This window comes from Candidatus Chloroploca mongolica (assembly GCF_004762035.2).
Lineage (GTDB): Bacteria > Chloroflexota > Chloroflexia > Chloroflexales > Chloroflexaceae > Chloroploca > Chloroploca mongolica.
The window spans coordinates 1-14,020 of record NZ_SIJK02000018.1 but is presented as its reverse complement, the minus strand read 5'-3'; the positions used below and the strand labels follow the sequence as shown (position 1 = coordinate 14,020).

General features: G+C 60.2%; 5 protein-coding genes. 3 read left to right on the top strand and 2 right to left on the bottom strand.

The window, feature by feature from the left end:
* Positions 1 to 84 precede the first annotated feature (84 nt).
* Positions 85 to 789, top strand: a complete 705-nt coding sequence (locus tag EYB53_RS11375) for a DUF1269 domain-containing protein (protein WP_135478310.1) — start codon at positions 85 to 87, stop codon at positions 787 to 789.
* Positions 790 to 907: 118 nt separating this feature from the next.
* On the opposite strand, the gene EYB53_RS11370 is transcribed toward EYB53_RS11375, so the two are convergent.
* Together EYB53_RS11370 and EYB53_RS11365 are read right to left on the bottom strand one after the other, a co-directional pair.
* Complete coding sequence (locus EYB53_RS11370) at positions 908 to 2,080, bottom strand: glycosyltransferase family 4 protein (RefSeq protein ID WP_135478309.1); 1,173 nt, start codon at positions 2,078 to 2,080, stop codon at positions 908 to 910.
* Between the two features lie 12 nt (positions 2,081 to 2,092).
* Positions 2,093 to 2,335 carry a cyclic-di-AMP receptor gene (locus EYB53_RS11365; protein WP_097654551.1) on the bottom strand — a complete coding sequence of 81 codons (243 nt, stop codon included), beginning with the start codon at positions 2,333 to 2,335 and terminating at the stop codon, positions 2,093 to 2,095.
* A gap of 421 nt (positions 2,336 to 2,756) precedes the next feature.
* Here EYB53_RS11365 and EYB53_RS11360 point away from each other — a divergent pair, with 421 nt between their 5' ends.
* Together EYB53_RS11360 and EYB53_RS11355 are read left to right on the top strand one after the other, a co-directional pair.
* Positions 2,757 to 4,922: a sensor histidine kinase gene (locus EYB53_RS11360; RefSeq protein WP_254151029.1), complete on the top strand. Its 2,166-nt coding sequence runs from the start codon at positions 2,757 to 2,759 to the stop codon at positions 4,920 to 4,922.
* Positions 4,923 to 4,971: 49 nt separating this feature from the next.
* Positions 4,972 to 14,020: Calx-beta domain-containing protein (locus EYB53_RS11355; protein WP_135478307.1), on the top strand; the 9,049-nt coding region annotated here is incomplete at its 3' end.

Sequence of the window (14,020 nt, the reverse complement as noted above, 5' to 3'; positions counted from 1 at the left end):
ACGCCTATCCTTGGGGACGATCCCGGCCCTGGTTTGATTGTGGTACCATATAATAGGTAAGATATGTTTAAATGGAGGATGTAGATGAGCGATACACCAATTGAATTCATTGTTGCGGCTTTTCAGGATGAGCGTGCGGCTGGCGATACGTTGAAGATGCTGAAGCAAGCGCGACGCGAGAAACTGATTGGCATTCAGCGAGCGGCGGTCTTGCGGCGCGACAGCAAGGGCAAGCTCCATATTAAAGAGGCCACCGATATTAGCGGCAAGCGTGGCATGCTTGGTGGCGGCGTCGTAGGGGCGGTGGTTGGTGTTATGGCTGGGCCAATCCTCTTGCCCACGGCTATCGGTGCATTGCTCGGTGGCCTGGCGACCAAACTACGCGACACGGGCTTTTCGGATCGGCGGTTGCGCGAGATGGGCGAGGCCCTCCAGCCTGGCACGTCGGCGATCATTGCGGTGATCGAGCATCGCTGGGTCGCCGAGATCGAGCAGATGCTAGCCGAGGCTGGGGCACAGTTGATCACCGAGGCGATCACCGCCGATATTGCTGCGCAGCTTGAGACAGGCAACGAGGTTGCCTACACCGTGCTCGAGACGACCGAAGGTCTGCTGGCCTCACGGATGGCCGGGGGCGAAGACGAGATCGAGATTGCCGGCATTCTCGTCACTGAAGAGGGCGTCGTTGCGGCGAATGCCCAGATCAGCATTGAGACGGCTGGTGAGCAGATCATCGAAGGTGAAGCGACCGAAGTTGAGCCGAAGCAAGCGGACGAGCCCAAGGTCTAGGGACAACACCTTGGCAAAAAGGTGGTTTGTTTGACGCAAAGGCGCAATGTTTTGCTGCATCTCTTTGCGCCTCTGCGCCTTTGCGTCAACACGGGTGCTTGGTTGGTGCGCTGACCACTCAGGCGAGGCCTGTGAGGGCAGCGCTAATTTTTTCTAATGCTGCGCAATGGTGCTGCCACGAATAGTGTTCAACCACGCGTGCCCGTGCGCGCTGACCCATCGCATGGGCGGCCACTGGATCAGCCAGAACCTGCCTGATCGCAGTGGCAAACCCGGCGACATCCCCCTCGGCAAAGAGTGCCCCTTCCTCACCTTCGCGGATCACGGTCTCAAGCGGTGGGATCGCCGTAGTGACGACGGGCAACCCGGCGGCCATATACTCATAGATTTTGAGGGGCGACCAGAAGAAACCGGCGGCACGGAGGGCGGGATGCGGTGCGGTCGTAAAAGGGGCCACACCCAGATCGGCCCTGGCGAGTAACGCCGGGATCTGCGCATACGGCACGGCCCCGGTGAAATGAAAATGGCTTGCCCGTGGAGCGGCGAGCGCCTCGGCGGCCGAGCGTTCAGGCCCATCGCCAATCAACATGACCTCAAGATCGTACCCCTGGGCGAGCAGCAACAAACTAGCGCGGATCACATCGGTGACGCCGTGCCAGGCACGGAACGACCCCATAAAGACGATCCGCGGGCGGCCTGAGTGGCGAGGTATGCGTTGTTCCGCCACAGCGGCAAACCGTTCCACATCGGCTCCCCAGGGTAATTCGATCACCTTTGCGCGGGGGATACTTGCCGGAACGGTTGTATGCAATGGGGTAATAATTGCGGCGGCGTGGTGACACTGCCACTCGGCCCAGCGGCGCAACGGGCCACCCAAGGCATCATCGAAGCGGCGTTTGGCAACCTCGGGCGGATCAACGATCAACGCATTGACTTCGAGCAGGGCAGGGATGCCCAGTTTGTGCGCCGCAACAACTCCTGCACCCGCAAAGTTATAGTAGCGCTCGATGAGCAGATCGGGCTGCACCGCACGTGCCAGGCGCAGTACCGTTGGCACGGTCAGCAGGCTTAGCGCCTTGGGGACATCCTGTTGATGCAACATGAAGCCATCGGCAGCGAGAGAAACTGGCCGCACAAACGGAGCAAGGCCGCCCCACCCCTCGTGGGAAGAGGCGAGCAGATGCACCGTATGCCCGCGTTGCGCGAGCCCCCGGGCGACTTCATAGGCATGGGTACTGCCCCCGAGCGTGCCAGGAACAGGAATGCCAGCAGCAATATAGAGGATACGCAAAGTATATGTATATCAAAGCCGCTCGTAACGGTCGAGATCCATCGTAATCGCAAGGGTGCCTGGGGCAACTTGCTTGAGCAAAGCATGCGCCTGCTCGACCTGTGAATCTTCAACACCTACAAGCAGCGTCGTATTGCCACGTCTGAGAAAACCACCAGTTGTTGCCAGGCGTGTCACTCGAAAGCCCTGCTCTACCAAAGCATCAACGCTTGCGTCAGCATCGCCATCATTTGTGACAAAGACGATAAGTTTCATGATTTTTCTCGGTGCGAGCGTGCCCTGTTCTTCGGCAAATCTGTGTCTCGAACGGTGACATTATAGCATGATCTGTTGTGTATGAGGGTGCGCCCTCGACCGTGACATTCTTTGCGGGAACAACGCCGACGTAGCTGACGTTGTTCCCGCAAAGAATGTAACAAAACTGTTATCTAAAACCCCCATCCAGGTCTTGCCCTTCCCTCTTTGACCTTTTATACTTATGGTTGGGGGTTCAGGTTCTGCGCAATCCCGTGATATTGTGCTGTTTGTCCATTGACAAACGAATATAGGCCAAAGGTGGCTTTTCATGGATAAGATCTGGAAAAAGCTGAACTCCCGGCTTAGTTACCAGATCACTCTACCATTTTTATTTCTGACTATCTGTGTAGTGCTAGTCGGGGCGTCATATACATTTTTCTTGTACACTCGTGTATTCAACCGTCGCCTGGACGATCAGGTGATTATTGTTACCAATCTGGTACGCAATTCATTTACCTTGCAAGAGGAGATGAATCTCGACTTTCTGCGTGATGTGACCTTTGCGGCACCAGATGAAACCTTGAAGATAGCAGGGGTGCCTGACGCGCTCGATGCTCAAGACCCTGACGAGCTGGCCTCAGTGCTTGATCTCTTCTTTCGGCTGGGAACGAATCGCAGTGGAGTGCGCCTGGATCGACTGATTGCGTTTGATCGTGATGGGCAGGCACTGGTTGATTTTGAGCGTCCAGTTGATTCCACGCAGACAACATATCTTCGGCATCCTCGGCGTGATATTCGGGATGTCTGGTTTGTTGACGCGATCTTGAGGCTTGGGGTTGACGATTCGATCGATAAATTTCCTGCCCTGATCGAATTTACCGATACCAACACCTTTTATTTTGCGACGGTCGCCCCGGTGCGTTATGAAGACGAGGTGGTGGGGGGCGTGATCGTCGCGATGCGTGCCGATAACCTCGTCAATACGTTGCTTATGCGCTCGCAATCCGATGGTGTGCTGCTCTATGGTCCTGATGGTACGTTCATCCAGGCTGCCTTTAATCCGAAATTGATCGCGCAACCCGTTGTCGTACCGCCGATGAGTCCGGAGGCGCTGGAGCGCTTTCTGAACAATGCTGATTCGTTCAATCGCTTTAGTGAACCATTGCTGGTGCAACAAGCGATCGCCGATGAAGAGTTCAAGTTTGCGTACGTGCCCCTGATCGTGCATGGCACCCATCTCGGCTATGTTGCGACCGGGCTTTCGATGCGTGAGATTATTCAGGCGACGAATACGGTCTTCTGGCCGATTCTGGCGGTTGTTTTTGCGCTTGCGCTTTCGGTTTTCGGTGCTGGCATCTGGATTGCGCGGCGTGTTACTTCTCCACTGGAAGAGTTGGTGCAGACAGCCAATGAGGTGAGTAGCGGCAACTTTGTGCGGCGGGCCAATGTGCGTGTGGTGAATGAGATTGGCGATCTTGCCCTCAGTTTCAATACGATGACCGAGTTTCTGACCGAATTGTTAGCTCGGGTCGATGCCGATTCGACGCAACGGGCCGCTATCGTTGATAGCATCACCGATGGCATTGTGGTTATTGATGATCAAGGGATTGTGACGTTGATCAACCAGGCCACACGGAAGTTGCTTGGCATCGACGAGAGTGCCCCTGGGCCACAGCGCCTCAGCGATATTCCGATGAAACGCCTGGTGGAGGGGGTGCCTGAGTTTGCTTCTCAGCGAGATCAGGAACTCTATATGCTTGGCAACTATATTGTTCGGGTGTCGCTGGCACCTGTCAGGCGGGCGGATCAAACCCGTTCGGGTTTTGTCTGTCTGTTGCAAGATATGACCGCTGAGGTTGCTGTTGACCGGGCGAAAACAAACTTTATCGGGACTATTTCGCACGAGTTGCGCACCCCGCTTACGGTGATCAGTGGCAATGCCGATCTGTTGCTCCGTGGTCTGGTTGGGAAACTCGACGATGACCAGGTGGTCTTTGTGGATGCGATCCGTCAACACTCCCATAATATGGCTGGTTTGCTCCAAAATGTGATTACAGTGGCGAACCTTGACGCCGGAGTGGTGATGACTGAGCTTGGCCCGGTGGATTTGCGTTTGCCGATTGATGAGAGCCATTGGCGCGTGCAGAGCCAGATCAAAGCCAAGGGTCTGACGCTGCAGATCCAGATCCCTGAGCATTTGCGGATGGTGATGGCCGATTTTGATCATGTGCGCCAGGTTGTGTATCAGTTGCTTGATAATGCCCGTCGGTATACGGTACAAGGCACGATTATCTTGCGTGCCATTGATTGTCACGATCATGTCCGGGTCGAAGTCGAGGATACCGGTCAGGGTGTGCCCGTTGATATGCACGATCAGATCTTTCAGCGTTTCATTCGTGGCGATGGTACCAGTGAGGGTATTAATTCTACGGAACGCGGAATTGGACTGGGCCTTTCGATCTGTAAACAGTTGGTAGAACGTCAAGGGGGCACGATTGGGGTGCAGAGTGTCCCTGGCCAAGGCAGTACGTTCTTCTTTACGCTGCGCTACGCTGATGATATTCCAAGCCCTGAAAAGACGACCCAAATGGCTGCGGCTGCCTAATCGCACGATCTTTAAACAGCCGCTGCCATGGTTAATAATCTTAGCTCTTATGCTCCTTGGGGTGGGCTTCTTTGGTGTTGCTCGCCTTGCGTTAGAGTTCGCGATGCCGGGGATTTCACGTTACACTGGCGAATTTGGTTTTCTGGACGAGCGTCCAAATTATTCGTTCTGGCCCTTGCCTTTCCGGAGGAGTCAGCCGCCCAGTCCACCATTGATCCAAGCGGCTGAAACCGATCGCAATGCACCTGCCCCTAATTTGCCAGGGGATGCTTTGCCGACGGCCCCGCCGGTGAGCCAGTTTGGCTTGCCAGATCCGCTTGATCCGACGCCAACTCCCTCGCCTACAGCGACCCAGGCTACGCCTAGTCCGACGTCGTCACCAACGTCGTCACCAACGGTCTTGCCTGCTGGCCTGACAACGGCTACCCCTGTCGCGACGGTGGCCGCTCCGTCGAGCCCAACACCGCTCCCTGGGCCTCCTCTGGTCGCAACACCGACGTCGGCGACGCCTGTGAATGTGTCACCGACGGCAACGCCAATCACGGCCCCTGGTGGTTCGGTGACACCAGTGCCAGCAACACCAGTTGCCACCACCGGTACCTCGCCCCCAGCGACACCAACGACGCCTGGGCAAGCCACGGCGACGCCAGCGCCGCCAACGGCGACGCCAGCAGCGCCGCCAACGGCGACGCCCGTGCCCCCACCGGCGACGCCAACGAATATGCCGACCCCAACGGCAACGCCTGAACCCGAAATACCGTCAGTAGGCTTTTCAACGACTGCGGTGACGGCAAGTGAAGAGGATGGTTTTGCGATCTTTGAGGTTCGCCTGAGCGAACCTTTTTTCCGTACGGTCTCCTTGGCCTATCAGACCAGTGATGGAACGGCGACGGCTGGGCTTGACTATCGCCCAGCCAGTGGAACCCTGGTCTTTCGCCCTGGCGAGGTCTTTCAGACGATTCGGATCGAGATTTTGCCCGATCAGCTGAACGAACCGCCCGAGACGGTCTTTCTGCGCTTGAGTAATCCGGTCAATGCGATGCTGGTTGGCTCGCCAACCGCAGTGCTCACTATTCTTGATAGCAATGCGCCGCCGACAGTGCGCTTTCTCGGGAGCGGTCATCGGGTAAGTGAGGACGTTGGAAGCACGTCGGTGACGATCGAGTTGACCCAGCCGAGTGCCTTTGATGTCCAGGTACCGTTTGTTGTTGGCGGTACCTTGCCCCGGAGTGAACATACGCTTCGGGATGGGACGGTTCTGATTTCGGCTGGTTCAACGAGTGTGCGGCTGCGTTTCGGGATCAGTGATAATCGCATTGATGAAGATGATCGCAATCTGATTATTACGCTTGGTTCACCAACCAACGCGAACCTTGGTAGCCCGAGTATTTATGTGCTCACGGTGGAAAATAATGATACCGCCGGGGTCATTCTGAGCCAGACAGCGTTTACGCTGAACGAAGGTCAGTCGGCCACCTATACGGTCGTGTTGAAGAGCCAGCCTGTGCATCCGGTCGTGGTGCGCCTGAATCCTGATGTGCAACTAGCGGTTGCCGTACCTGAATTGCTCTTCACTCCTGACACCTGGAATGTTCCTCAGACGGTATCCTTTTCGGCAGTTGATGATCAGATTGATGAGGATGACCTGCATACGGGCCGCCTGAGTCATACCCTGGCGAGCCTTGATCTTCGGTATAACCAGCCGACAGCCGCCTTTGCGGTGCCTGATGTGGTCGTGAGCATTCGCGATAATGATACGGCAGGTGTTGAGCTTGTGACCGGGAATCGGCAGTTGAGTGAACATCCTACGGCACCTAACCATCGCACGACCTATTCGTTGCGCCTGAAGACTCAACCGCTTGCTCCGGTCACCGTCAGTGTCGTCTTTGATCGTGCTCAACTCTCACTTGAACCGGTCGTGCTCCAGTTTAATGCGGGCAATTGGAATGTGCCTCAGGTTGTGAATGTTACCGCCGTCAATGATGCGATTGATGAACCGGATCTGCATACGACCTTTGTCGATCATCTGGTGGCAAGTAGTGACCCCAGATATGATCAGAGGACAGCGCCTTTTGTCCCGTTGCCACCAATTGAGTTTACGATTCTTGATAATGATACGGCAGGCTTGCTGATTGCTCCGTTGAGTCTTGATCTGCATGAAACACCTGGGCATCCGAATCATATGCGTACCTATACGGTGCGGTTGAATAGTCAGCCAATTGCCCCGGTTTCGGTCGTGCTCAGTTTTGATCCGGCCAACCCGCTCGATGCACAGTTGCCGCGTGAAGTGACGGTCAGCGCCAATGAACTCCGCTTTACGGCGGAAAATTGGAACGTGCCTCAGACCATCGTGGTGACAACGATTGATGATCGCGTTGATGAACTTGATCCCCATTTCCAGCGTATTCATCACACAACAACAAGCAGTGACCTGAACTACGAGGGTTTGCGTCAGACGGTCGTTGGTCGTATTACTGATAATGACGCCTCGGGGTTGGTTGTCATCACGGGCAACCTCCGGCTGAGTGAAGATCCGAATGCGGCGAATCATGAGACAACCTATCTGATCAATCTCTCGAGTCAGCCAGTGGCACCGGTTGTCGTCAACCTTGATTATGATGCTTCCCAGGTTACAGTTACACCATCGTCGTTGATCTTTACGCCCGATAATTGGAATGATGCACGGGTGGTGACTGTCAGGGCTGTTGATGATCGTATTGATGAAGATGATCTGCATGCAACTGATATACGCCATACTTTACTAAGTAGTGACCCGAATTATAATCAAGTTGCGGATCTGATTGTAACAATTGAAATTCTTGACAACGACACGGCGGGCGTGGCGATCACGCCGACGACGGTGGAGGTGACCGAGGGCGGGGCGAGCACAAACTACAGCGTGCGCCTGTTGAGCGAACCGACGGCGCCGGTCAGCATCACGCTGGCCTTCGACGCGGCCCAGGTCAGCGTCAACCGCAGCAGCCTGACGTTCACGCCGCAAAACTGGAACGACGCGCAGAGCGTGCAAGTGACGGCGGTGAACGATGCCCTTGATGAGGCGGATGTGCATCTGAGCCTGATCACGCACACGACCGCGAGCGCTGACCCGAATTACAACCAGGCGACCGCGCCCTTCCGTCCGTTGCCGAGTGTGACGGTGCGGATAACGGATAACGACACGGCGGGGGTGGCGATCACGCCGACGACGGTGGAGGTGGCCGAGGGCGGGGCGAGTGCGAACTACGCGGTGCGGCTGGAGAGCCAACCGACCGCGCCGGTGACAATCACGCTGGCCTTCGACGCGGCGCAGGTGCGCGTGAACCGGAGCAGCCTCACCTTCACGCCGGGCAACTGGAACACGGCGCAGAGCGTGCAAGTGACGGCGGTGGATGACGCGATCGACGAGGCGGATCTCCACCTGAGCTTCATCACCCACACGACGGCGAGTAGTGACCCGAACTACAACCAGGCGACCGCGCCTTTCCGTCCGTTGCCGACGGTGACGGTGCGGATAACGGACAACGACACGGCGGGGGTGGCGATCACGCCCACGACGCTCGACGTCACCGAGGGTGGGGCGAGCGTGAGCTACAGCGTGCGGCTGTTGAGCGAGCCGACCGCGCCGGTGACGATTACGCTCGTGCGTGACGCGGCCCAGGTCAGCGCCAACCGCACGACGGTGAGTTTCACACCGCAGAACTGGAACACGGCGCAGAGCGTGCAAGTGACGGCGGTGGATGACGCGATCGACGAGGCGGATCTCCACCTGAGCTTCATCACCCACACGACGGCGAGTAGTGACCCGAACTACAACCAGGCGACCGCGCCTTTCCGTCCGTTGCCGACGGTGACCGTGCGGATAACGGACAACGACACAGCGGGCGTGGCGATCACGCCGACGACGCTCGACGTCGCCGAGGGCGGCGCAAGTGCGAACTACAGCGTGCGCCTCTTGAGCCAACCGACCGCGCCGGTGACGATTACGCTCGTGCGCGACGCGGCCCAGGTCAGCGTCAACCGCAGCAGCCTGACGTTCACGCCACAGAACTGGAACACGGCGCAGAGCGTGCAAGTGACGGCGGTGGATGACGCCATCGATGAGGCGGATGTCCACACGAGCCAGATCACGCACACGACGGCGAGTGCCGACCCGAACTATAACCAGGCGACGGCGCCTTTCCGTCCGTTGCCGACGGTGACGGTGCGGATTACCGATAACGACACGGCGGGGGTGGCGATCACGCCGACGACGGTGGAGGTGGCCGAGGGCGGGGACAGCGCGAGCTACAGCGTGCGCCTCTTGAGCGAGCCGACCGCGCCGGTGACGATTACGCTCGCCGTCGACGCGGCGCAGGTCAGCGTCAACCGCACGACGGTGAGTTTCACGCCACAGAACTGGAACACGGCGCAGAGCGTGCAAGTGACGGCGGTGGATGACGCCATCGATGAGGCGGATGTCCACACGAGCCAGATCACGCACACGACGGCGAGTGCCGACCCGAACTATAACCAGGCGACGGCGCCTTTCCGTCCGTTGCCGACGGTGACGGTGCGGATTACCGATAACGACACGGCGGGGGTGGCGATCACGCCGACGACGGTGGAGGTGGCCGAGGGCGGGGACAGCGCGAGCTACAGCGTGCGCCTCTTGAGCGAGCCGACCGCGCCGGTGACGATTACGCTCGTGCGTGACGCGGCCCAGGTCAGCGCCAACCGCACGACGGTGAGTTTCACACCGCAGAACTGGAACACGGCGCAGAGCGTGCAAGTGACGGCGGTGGATGACGCCATCGATGAGGCGGATGTCCACACGAGCCAGATCACGCACACGACGGCGAGTCGTGACCCGAACTACAACCAGGCGACGGCGCCTTTCCGTCCGTTGCCGACGGTGACGGTGCGGATAACGGACAACGACACGGCGGGCGTGGCGATCACGCCGACGACGGTGGAGGTGACCGAGGGCGGGGCGAGTGCGAGCTACAGCGTGCGCCTCTTGAGCGAGCCGACCACGCCGGTGACAATCGCGCTCGCCGTCGACGCGGCGCAGGTGAATGTCAGCCGCACGACGGTGAGTTTCACGCCGCAGAACTGGAACACGGCCCAGAGCGTGCAAGTGACGGCGGTGGATGACGCCATCGATGAGGCGGATCTCCACACGAGCCAGATCACGCACACGACGGCGAGTAGTGACCCGAACTACAACCAGGCGACCGCGCCTTTCCGTCCGTTGCCGACGGTGACCGTGCGGATAACGGACAACGACACGGCGGGTGTGACGATCACGCCGACGACGCTCGACGTCGCCGAGGGCGGCGCAAGTGCGAGCTACAACGTGCGCCTCTTGAGCGAGCCGACCGCCCCGGTGACGATCACGCTGGTGCGCGACGCGGCCCAGGTCAGCGTCAACCGCACGACGGTGAGTTTCACACCGCAAAACTGGAACACGGCGCAGACGGTGCAAGTGACGGCGGTGGATGATGCGATCGACGAGGCGGATCTCCACCTGAGCCTGATCACGCACACGATGGCGAGCGCAGACCCGAACTACAATCAGGCGACGGCCCGCTTTACCCCGCTGCCCACCGTGACGGTGCGGATAACGGATAATGACACAGCGGGCGTCGCAATCACCCCGACGACGCTCGACGTCACCGAGGGCGGGGCGAGCGCGAGCTACAGCGTGCGCCTGGAGAGCCAACCGACCGCGCCGGTGACGATTACGCTCGTGCGTGACGCGGCGCAGGTCAGCGTGAACCGGAACAGCCTCACCTTCACGCCGGGGAACTGGAGTATCACGCAGACGGTGCAAGTGACGGCGGTGGATGACGCCATCGATGAGGCGGATGTCCACACGAGCCAGATCACGCACACGACGGCGAGTGCCGACCCGAACTATAACCAGGCGACGGCGCCTTTCCGTCCGTTGCCGACGGTGACGGTGCGGATAACGGACAACGACACGGCGGGGGTGGCGATCACGCCCACGACGGTGAACGTGACCGAGGGCGGGGACAGCGCGAGCTACGCGGTGCGCTTGTTGAGCCAACCGACCGCGCCGGTGACGCTCACGCTGGCCGTCGACGCGGCGCAGGTCAGCGTCAATCAGACAAGCCTTGTCTTCACGCCGCAGAACTGGAACGACGCGCAGAGCGTGCAAGTGACGGCGGTGGATGACGCCATCGACGAAGCGGATCTCCACACGAGCCAGATCACGCACACGACGGCGAGTAGTGACCCGAACTACAACCAGGCGACCGCGCCTTTCCGTCCGTTGCCGACGGTGACGGTGCGGATAACGGACAACGACACGGCGGGCGTGGCGATCACGCCGACGACGGTGGAGGTGACCGAGGGCGGGGCGAGTGCGAGCTACAGCGTGCGCCTCTTGAGCGAGCCGACCACGCCGGTGACAATCGCGCTCGCCGTCGACGCGGCGCAGGTGAATGTCAGCCGCACGACGGTGAGTTTCACGCCGCAGAACTGGAACACGGCCCAGAGCGTGCAAGTGACGGCGGTGGATGATGCCATCGATGAGGCGGATCTCCACCTGAGCTTCATCACCCACACCACCGCGAGTGCTGACCCGAACTATAACCAACCGACGGCGCCTTTCCGTCCGTTGCCGACAGTGACGGTGCGGATAACGGATAACGACACGGCGGGCGTGGCGATCACGCCGACGACGGTGGAGGTGGCCGAGGGCGGGGACAGCGCGAGCTACAGCGTGCGCCTCTTGAGCGAGCCGACCGCGCCGGTGACGATTACGCTCGTGCGGGACGCGGCCCAGGTCAGCGTCAACCGCAGCAGCCTGACGTTCACGCCGCAAAACTGGAACGACGCGCAGAGCGTGCAAGTGACGGCGGTGGATGACGCCATCGATGAGGCGGATCTCCACCTGAGCCAGATCACGCACACGACGGCGAGTGCCGACCCGAATTACCAGCACGCGACGGCACCCTTCCGTCCGTTGCCGACGGTGACGGTGCGGATTACCGATAATGACACAGCGGGCGTCGCAATCACCCCCACGACGCTCGACGTGACCGAGGGCGGGGACAGCGCGAGCTACGCGGTGCGCTTGTTGAGCCAACCGACCGCGCCGGTGACGCTCACGCTGGCCGTCGACGCGGCGCAGGTCAGCGTGAACCGGAACAGCCTGACGTTCACGCCAGAGAACTGGAGTATCACGCAGACGGTGCAAGTGACGGCGGTGGATGATGCCATCGATGAGGCGGATCTCCACCTGAGCTTCATCACCCACACGACCGCGAGTAGTGACCCGAACTATAACCAGGCGACGGCGCCTTTCCGTCCGTTGCCGACGGTGACGGTGCGGATTACCGATAACGACACGGCGGGCGTGGCGATCACGCCCACGACGCTCGACGTCACCGAGGCTGGCGCAAGTGCGAGCTACAGCGTGCGCCTGTTGAGCGAACCGACGGCGCCGGTCAGCATCACGCTGGCCTTCGACGCGGCCCAGGTCAGCGTCAACCGCACGACGGTGAGTTTCACACCGCAGAACTGGAACACGGCGCAGAGCGTGCAAGTGACGGCGGTGGATGACGCCATCGATGAGGCGGATGTCCACACGAGCCAGATCACGCACACGACGGCGAGTGCCGACCCGAACTATAACCAGGCGACGGCGCCTTTCCGTCCGTTGCCGACGGTGACGGTGCGGATTACCGATAACGACACGGCGGGGGTGGCGATCACGCCGACGACGGTGGAGGTGGCCGAGGGCGGGGACAGCGCGAGCTACAGCGTGCGCCTCTTGAGCGAGCCGACCGCGCCGGTGACGATTACGCTCGTGCGGGACGCGGCGCAGGTCAGCGTCAACCGCAGCAGCCTGACGTTCACGCCGCAGAACTGGAACACAGCGCAGACGGTGCAAGTGACGGCGGTGGATGACGCCATCGACGAAGCGGATGTGCATCTGAGCCTGATCACGCACACGACGGCGAGTAGTGACCCGAATTACAACCAGGCGACGGCACGCTTTACCCCGCTGCCGACGGTGACGGTGCGGATTACCGATAACGACACGGCGGGGGTGGCGATCACGCCGACGACGGTGGAGGTGGCCGAGGGCGGGGACAGCGCGAGCTACAGCGTGCGCCTCTTGAGCGAGCCGACCGCGCCGGTGACGATTACGCTCGTGCGGGACGCGGCGCAGGTCAGCGTCAACCGCAGCAGCCTGACGTTCACGCCGCAGAACTGGAACACAGCGCAGACGGTGCAAGTGACGGCGGTGGATGACGCCATCGACGAAGCGGATGTGCATCTGAGCTTCATCACCCACACGACGGCGAGCGCTGACCCGAACTACAACCAGGCGACGGCGCCTTTCCGTCCGTTGCCGACGGTGACGGTGCGGATAACGGACAACGACACGGCGGGCGTGACGATCACGCCGACGACGGTGGAGGTGGCCGAGGGCGGGGACAGCGCGAGCTACAGCGTGCGCCTCTTGAGCGAGCCGACCGCGCCGGTGACGATTACGCTCGTGCGGGACGCGGCCCAGGTCAGCGTCAACCGCAGCAGCCTGACGTTCACGCCGCAAAACTGGAACGACGCGCAGAGCGTGCAAGTGACGGCGGTGGATGACGCGATCGACGAGGCGGATCTCCACCTGAGCTTCATCACCCACACGACGGCGAGTGCCGACCCGAATTACAACCAGGCAACCGCGCGCTTTACCCCGTTGCCCACCGTGACGGTGCGGATTACCGATAATGACACAGCGGGCGTGACGATCACGCCGACGACGGTGGAGGTGACCGAGGGCGGGGCGAGCACCAGTTACAGTGTGCGGCTCTTGAGCGAACCAACCGCGCCGGTGACGATCACGCTGGCGTACGAAGGTGCGCAGGTGAATGTCAACCGCACGACGGTGAGTTTCACACCGCAGAACTGGAACACGGCGCAGAGCGTGCAAGTGACGGCGGTGGATGACGCGATCGACGAGGCGGATCTCCACCTGAGCTTCATCACCCACACGACGGCGAGTAGTGACCCGAACTACAACCAGGCGACCGCGCCTTTCCGTCCGTTGCCGACGGTGACGGTGCGGATAACGGACAACGACACGG